Here is a 5822-nt window from a genome sequence, read left to right as displayed (position 1 = left end):
GTCGGGGAACGGGGTCACCTGGCCCACCCGGATCGGGATCTTCGTCGCCGGCGTGTACGGCTCCTACTTCGGCGCAGGGCTCGGCGTGCTGCTGCTCGGAGTGTTGGGCATCCTGCTCGTCGACGACCTCCAACGGACCAACGCGCTCAAGACGCTGCTCGCCTTCGGCGTGAACGCCCTGGGTGTCGCCGTGTTCCTGGTCACCGCCAAGGTCGCCTGGGGATACGCGGGCATCCTCGTCGTCGCCTCGTTGCTCGGCGGCCTGCTCGGCGCCCGGATCGCCCGGCGGCTGAGCCCGGCTCTCCTGCGCACGGCAGTAATCACGCTCGGGGTTACCGTGGCGATCGTGCTCATCGTCCGTAACTGACCGGCGGCACACAGACACCATCTCTCCGCGGGACAACCAGCCGGACAACGCCTCCTCCCGTCTCGATTAATCTCGCCAGCCCGTTCCCCGAATAACTCTCACGTCACTGTCACAATGGCAGCCGGACGGCCCGGGCCCGGCGGAGCGGTATTCGGAGCCTCCGCATAATCTGTGTACACAGCGTTCCCGAGGAACGCTCACGTAACGGTAATCCTGTGCGGATGGCGCAACATTATCGCGCCGCTGAGCGTCTATCAGCGGGGCTACTGCCAGGCGTCCGTGCGGGTTGGTGGGTCCTGTCGCGCCAGGGGGTGGCGCGGTATCGCGGCACGCCGGTGCGGTCGGCCCATGCGCCGACTCGCCTGGGCGGTCCGCCGGGAGGGGTTTCGTGCTCGACGATGAACCGATTGCAGGTGGGCGGCCCGGCGGGCCGCGGGCCGGGGCGCCGCGGGTGAGCGACCCGGTTCCCGCTCGAGCGTCGGCCGGGGTCGCTCGCTGGTCGGACCGGGCGCTGGCGCTGTGCGCGCTGGCCGGCCTGACCGCGGCGGTCGCCGTGCCGCGCACGTGGGCGCGCGCGACGCTGTCGGACCGCGGTGCGGCGCTGCTCGTGGTGACCAGATCTGGCTGGCAGTTGCGTCCGACCGGGCCGCTGGTGGTTGCGTGTGGCCTGCTCACGGCCCTGATCTGCCTGCTGGCGCACCGAAGCGGCCGGGCTGAGCTCGGCGCGCTGCTGGCCGCGTTGGGTGCCGGGGTCGCGGGTCTCGCGCTGAGCCGGCTGGACGCCGCCGATCCGCTGGTACACAAGATCGGCCGGCTGCGCATCGGTACTTTCCAGACCGACGAACCGGTCGCGGCGGGCAGCGCCGGCGCGGGCCTGTGGGTCGCGGCGCTGGCCGGAATTGTGGTGGTTGTGGCGGCTGTGGGCTGGCTGCTGCTCACCCGCCGGGCCGCGGGCGAGACCCGTGCCTCGACGGCCGGCGGGATCCAGGGCGGCAGCGGTGCCGCGGAACGAGGGGTCGATCATGGCCTATGACTACGCGTCGTTTTCGACGCTTGCCGGACCGCTCCAGGAACCCCCCGCCCGCGGGGAGTACCACGTCGCCTACCGCAAGGTCATGGTCGGGCGTGCGCTCCACCAGGTGTTGCCGCAGCTCATCGCCACCGTGGGCGTGTCGTCGCTGTTCTTTGTGTGGCTGATCCAGCCGCAGCACTACCCGCATGCGAAGTACCTGCCGACCGCCGTTCAGGTCGGCAACGCCGTGATGTTCTGGCTGATTGTGGTGACAGAGGGTATCCGCCTGCTGAACTCGATCACCCTGTGCTGGTCGGCGTACATCATGCGCAATCCGGTACCCGTCCGGCCGCCGAAGGGTCTGCGGGTCGCCTTCACGACGACGATCGTGCCGGCGAAGGAGCCCATCGACGTCGTACGGGACACCCTCATCGCGGCCCGCAACATTCGCCATGACGCGACGATCGACGTCTGGCTGCTCGACGAGGGCGACGACCCGGCGGTGCGCGCGATGTGCGCCGAGACCGGGGTCAACCACTTCTCCCGCAAGGGCGTGGAACGCTGGAACACCGGCCGCGGCCGGTTCCGGGCCAAGACCAAGCACGGTAACCACAACTCGTGGCTCGACGCGCATGGCGACACCTACGATGTGGTGCTCTCCGTCGACCCGGACCATATTCCGCTGCCGAACTTCGCGGAACGCATGCTCGGCTATTTCCGGGATCCGAACGTCGCTTTCGTCGTCGGCCCGCAGGTTTACGGAAACTTTCGCCATTACCTGACCCGCGGTGCCGAGGCACAGAACTACATGTTTCATTCGGTCGTCCAGCGGGCCGCGAACCGGTTCGCGTCGGGAATGTTCGTCGGCACGAACCACGCCTACCGGGTCGAGACCTGGCGGCAGATCGGCGGCTTCCAGGACTCGATCACCGAGGATCTCGCGACGTCCTTCGCCGTGCACGGCGCTCGCAACCCGCAGACGAACCACCGCTGGACGTCGGTCTACACCCCGGACGTCATCGCCGTCGGCGAGGGCCCGGCCACCTGGACGGACTTCTTCAGCCAGCAGCTGCGGTGGGCACGCGGCGCCAACGAGGTCCTCGTCACCGAGGCCGCCGGTCGGATGCGCAAGCTCGCCTGGGGCCCGCGGCTGCACTACGCCACGCTCATGCTCCACTACCCGACGGTCGCCCTGACCTGGATCCTCGGCATGATCCTCACCACGACCTACATGGCGCTCGGCTCCACCGGGGTGGTCGTGCACGTCTCGGCGTGGCTGGCGCTCTACATCGACGTGTTCGCCGCCCGGCTGCTGCTCTACTTCTGGCTGCGCCGGTTCAACACCAGCCCGCACGAGGAGGCGGGCAGCGCCGGGATGTCCGGCATCTTCGTGTCGGTGCTGTGCACGCCGTTCTACTCGACGGCGTTCGTCGGGGCGATTTTCCGGCGCAAGCTCGGCTTCGTGGTGACGCCGAAGGGCGATCAGGCGAGTCCCGACCGGCTGTTGACGTTCCGCAAACACCTGTTCTGGGCCGTCTGGTCGGCGGGGTCGATCGCCGCCGCCGCCGCCCTCGGCCATCTGTATCCGGCGAACATGATCTGGGTCTCGCTGTCGTTGGTGACCTGCCTGCTGCCGATCGGGCTGTGGCGCCTCGAACCGATCCTGGCACCGCGGCGCGCGACGGCGCCGAACCCGCTGCCCGCCGCGCACGTGCCGGCGCCGCGCCGCGCGCCGCAGACCGCCGGGTCGGCCAGGTCCGCACCCGTCCGCGCGGCCGCGGCCGGGTACCCGTCGGCCCTCGACCCGGTCACCGAGGAGGTGCCGGCCGCCGTCGTCGGGGTGCTCGCCGACCCGGCCACGGAGCATGTGCCGATCCCAGCGAAGCTGGCTGGCGCCGGCACGCCGGGCGTCGGTGACAAGACCATGACGATCGTCGGGCCGAAGGTTCCGGCCGCCGCGTCGGCGAAGTCAGCCAGCCGGGCGGGTGATCTCACGGGCGTGGACGGTCCCACCATCCTGCTGTCCGCCCCCGCGGCGGCCGCCGCCGCGGCCCGGGTGGCGGCCGGTGCCGGTGCCGGTGCCGGTGCCGCCGCCGAGGGTGGCAGCGGTGGCGCTCGCCTCGGCGGCGTCGATCAGGACACCGTCATCACGCGCACGCTGCCCGCTCCCGAGGGGCAGCCGTCGCGGGATCACGACCGGCCTGCGGACGGGCGCGAGCGGCGCCGAGAGCGCCGGGCGAGTGAGCTGCCGGCTGACCTGCCCGCCTATGCCGACGACGAGCCGGCGTACTCCGAGCAGGAGACCGTTCTGACTCGGCGCGACAAGGATCTGGCCGGGGTGTCCGCCGCAGGTGAGCTGCCCGCCTACGTCGAGGACGTCACGATGAGGCTCACCCCGCGCCGCCGCCGTATCACCCTTGACGGCACGCTTGAGGAGCTGCGCTGATGGCCGACCGTCCCCGGCGATCCGGCCCGTCGCCGGATCCCGACCCGCGGACCGTCTCCGACCTGCCCGCGCCGGGCGGACCGCGGCCGCTCGACGACCCGCGGATGGCCCCCGTCGCCGCCGCGCCGACGGCCTCCCGGCGGCGTCGGCGGCTCCTGCAGGCGACGATCATCGTGCTCGTCGTCATCGCCGGCAACTTCCCGTACATGGACTCCTGGGCGTCCGACCGCTACGACGACTGGCGCTCCCACCAGCCCGGGTACGTGCGTGACAACGGGCGGTGGGACATCGTCGCGGACAGCGGCTCGCGCTCGATCCACGCCGCGCTGCTGCGCACCGGCAAGGTCCTGCTGATGGCCGGCTCCGGTAACGACAAGAACAACTTCGACGCCAAGCGGTTCGAGACCGTCCTGTGGGATCCGACGGCGAACAGCTTCCAGAAGATCTACACGCCATGGGACGTTTTCTGCGCCGGCCACGCGTTCCTGCCCAACGGCGACCTGCTCATCGCCGGTGGGACGAAGGCCTACGAGGTACTGGCCCAGGACGCCCCCGACGGCAAGAAAAAGGAATACGAGGGGCTGAAGGACTCCTACCTGTTCGATCCGATCAGCCAGCGGTACGTCAAGACCGGGTTCCTGCAGCACGCCCGCTGGTACCCGACGCTGGTCACGCTCGCGAACGGGGCCGTCGTCGCCGTCTCCGGACTCAACGAGAACGGCGACATCGACCCGGGCAACACCGAGTCCTACGACGGCACGAGCGCGGCCTGGATCGAGCATCCCGAGCTGCGCAAGGAGTTTCCGACCTATCCGTCGCTGCTGCTCGCCGCGGACGGCCGGCTGTTCTTCTCCGGGGCCAACGCCGGTTATGGCCCGGCGTCGCTGGAGGCCCGCCAGTCGGGGCTGTGGAACCTGACGAACAATCAGTTCCAGGCTGTCCCCGGGCTGCCGCTGCCCGAGGTCAACGAGACGGCCGGCACCGTGCTGCTCGCCCCGGCGCAGGACCAGAAGGTGATGTTCATCGGCGGCGGCGGCGTCGGTGACACCCAGGTGACGACCGACCGGACCGCCATCGTCGACCTGTCCAAGCCGCAGCCCGCCTGGCAGCGCGGCCCCGACCTGCGCACGCCGAAGCGGTACCCGGGCGCGGTGCTGCTCCCCGACGACACCATGCTGGTCTCCGGCGGGTCGCAGCGCTACCGGGCGAAGGACACCCTCACCGCCGAGATCTACGATCCGGCGACGAAGACGTTCCGCCCGGTGGCCGACCCGCACGTCGGCCGCGACTACCACTCCGAGTACCTGCTGTTGCCCGACGGCCGGGTCGCGGTGTTCGGCTCCAACCCGCTCAGCGACGACAACACCTTCGACACCCGCGTCGAGGTCTACTCGCCGCCCTACCTCTACGCCGGAGAACGCCCGGTGATCCGCAGCGCCCCGGACACGATCACCCGAGGCACCACGATCACCCTGCGTACCTCGCAGAAGATCGGCAAAGTCCGACTGATGCGGCCCGGCGCGTACACCCATGTGACCGATACCGAACAACGATCGGTGGCGTTGCCGATCACCGAACAGGCGGACGGTACGGTCACCGTGAGCGTGCCGGACAATCCGAACGTACTGCCGGGTGACTGGTACATGCTCTTCGTCGACAACGGTGGGAACGTGCCGTCGGTCGCGACCTGGGTGCACGTGACCCCCTGACGGCTGCCGCCGCGGCCGGTAGGGGAGTGGGTCTCCCGCGGCGGCCACCCCACACCAGAGTCGGCGAGGCCACCGTCGAGAGGAGTGCCTTCGTGCCGACGTCCAGGTACCCGCGCGCCTGCGGCCGTCCCCGCGGGGTCGCCGCCGTTCTCGCAGCGGTCGTGGCGCTGGTCGTGGCGCTGGTCGGGTGCGGCCCGCGACGGCGTGCTGGACCTGATCGCCGGCGCCGACGTGCTGATCGAGGGCTTCCGCCCCGGCGTCACCGAACGCCTCGGCCTCGGCCCGGAC

4 protein-coding genes and 1 pseudogene are annotated in these 5822 nt (G+C 70.6%); all 5 read left to right on the top strand.

Translation table 11 applies throughout. From position 1 onward, the window contains the following. Positions 1–367: sulfite exporter TauE/SafE family protein (locus NBZ85_RS26490; RefSeq protein ID WP_261562810.1), on the top strand; the 367-nt coding region annotated here is incomplete at its 5' end. Between the two features lie 388 nt (positions 368–755). Beyond that, the gene (locus NBZ85_RS26485) at positions 756–1400 is read left to right on the top strand and encodes a hypothetical protein (protein WP_261555321.1); all 645 of its coding nucleotides are present in this window, start codon (positions 756–758) and stop codon (positions 1398–1400) included. Beyond that, complete coding sequence (locus NBZ85_RS26480; protein ID WP_261562809.1) at positions 1390–3825, top strand: glycosyltransferase family 2 protein; 2436 nt, start codon at positions 1390–1392, stop codon at positions 3823–3825. Before NBZ85_RS26485 ends, NBZ85_RS26480 begins: the two co-directional genes overlap by 11 nt. Beyond that, a complete protein-coding gene (locus NBZ85_RS26475) occupies positions 3825–5534 on the top strand; it encodes a galactose oxidase-like domain-containing protein (RefSeq protein WP_261555316.1) in 1710 nt (569 codons plus the stop codon). Before NBZ85_RS26480 ends, NBZ85_RS26475 begins: the two co-directional genes overlap by 1 nt. Before the next feature lie 201 nt (positions 5535–5735). After that, positions 5736–5822: pseudogene (locus tag NBZ85_RS26470) on the top strand (CoA transferase); the annotation flags it as partial.

The sequence above is a fragment of the Frankia tisae genome (genome assembly GCF_025403405.1).
In the GTDB taxonomy this organism is placed as follows: domain Bacteria; phylum Actinomycetota; class Actinomycetes; order Frankiales; family Frankiaceae; genus Frankia; species Frankia tisai.
This window is presented reverse-complemented; position numbering and strand designations above follow the sequence as displayed.

What these genes read in the sequence shown, in the direction of transcription:
- NBZ85_RS26475 (WP_261555316.1), top strand. Translation starts at nt 3,825, where the DNA reads ATGGCCGACCGTCCCCGGCGATCCGGCCCGTCGCCGGATCCCGACCCG.
- NBZ85_RS26480 (WP_261562809.1), top strand. Translation starts at nt 1,390, where the DNA reads ATGGCCTATGACTACGCGTCGTTTTCGACGCTTGCCGGACCGCTCCAG.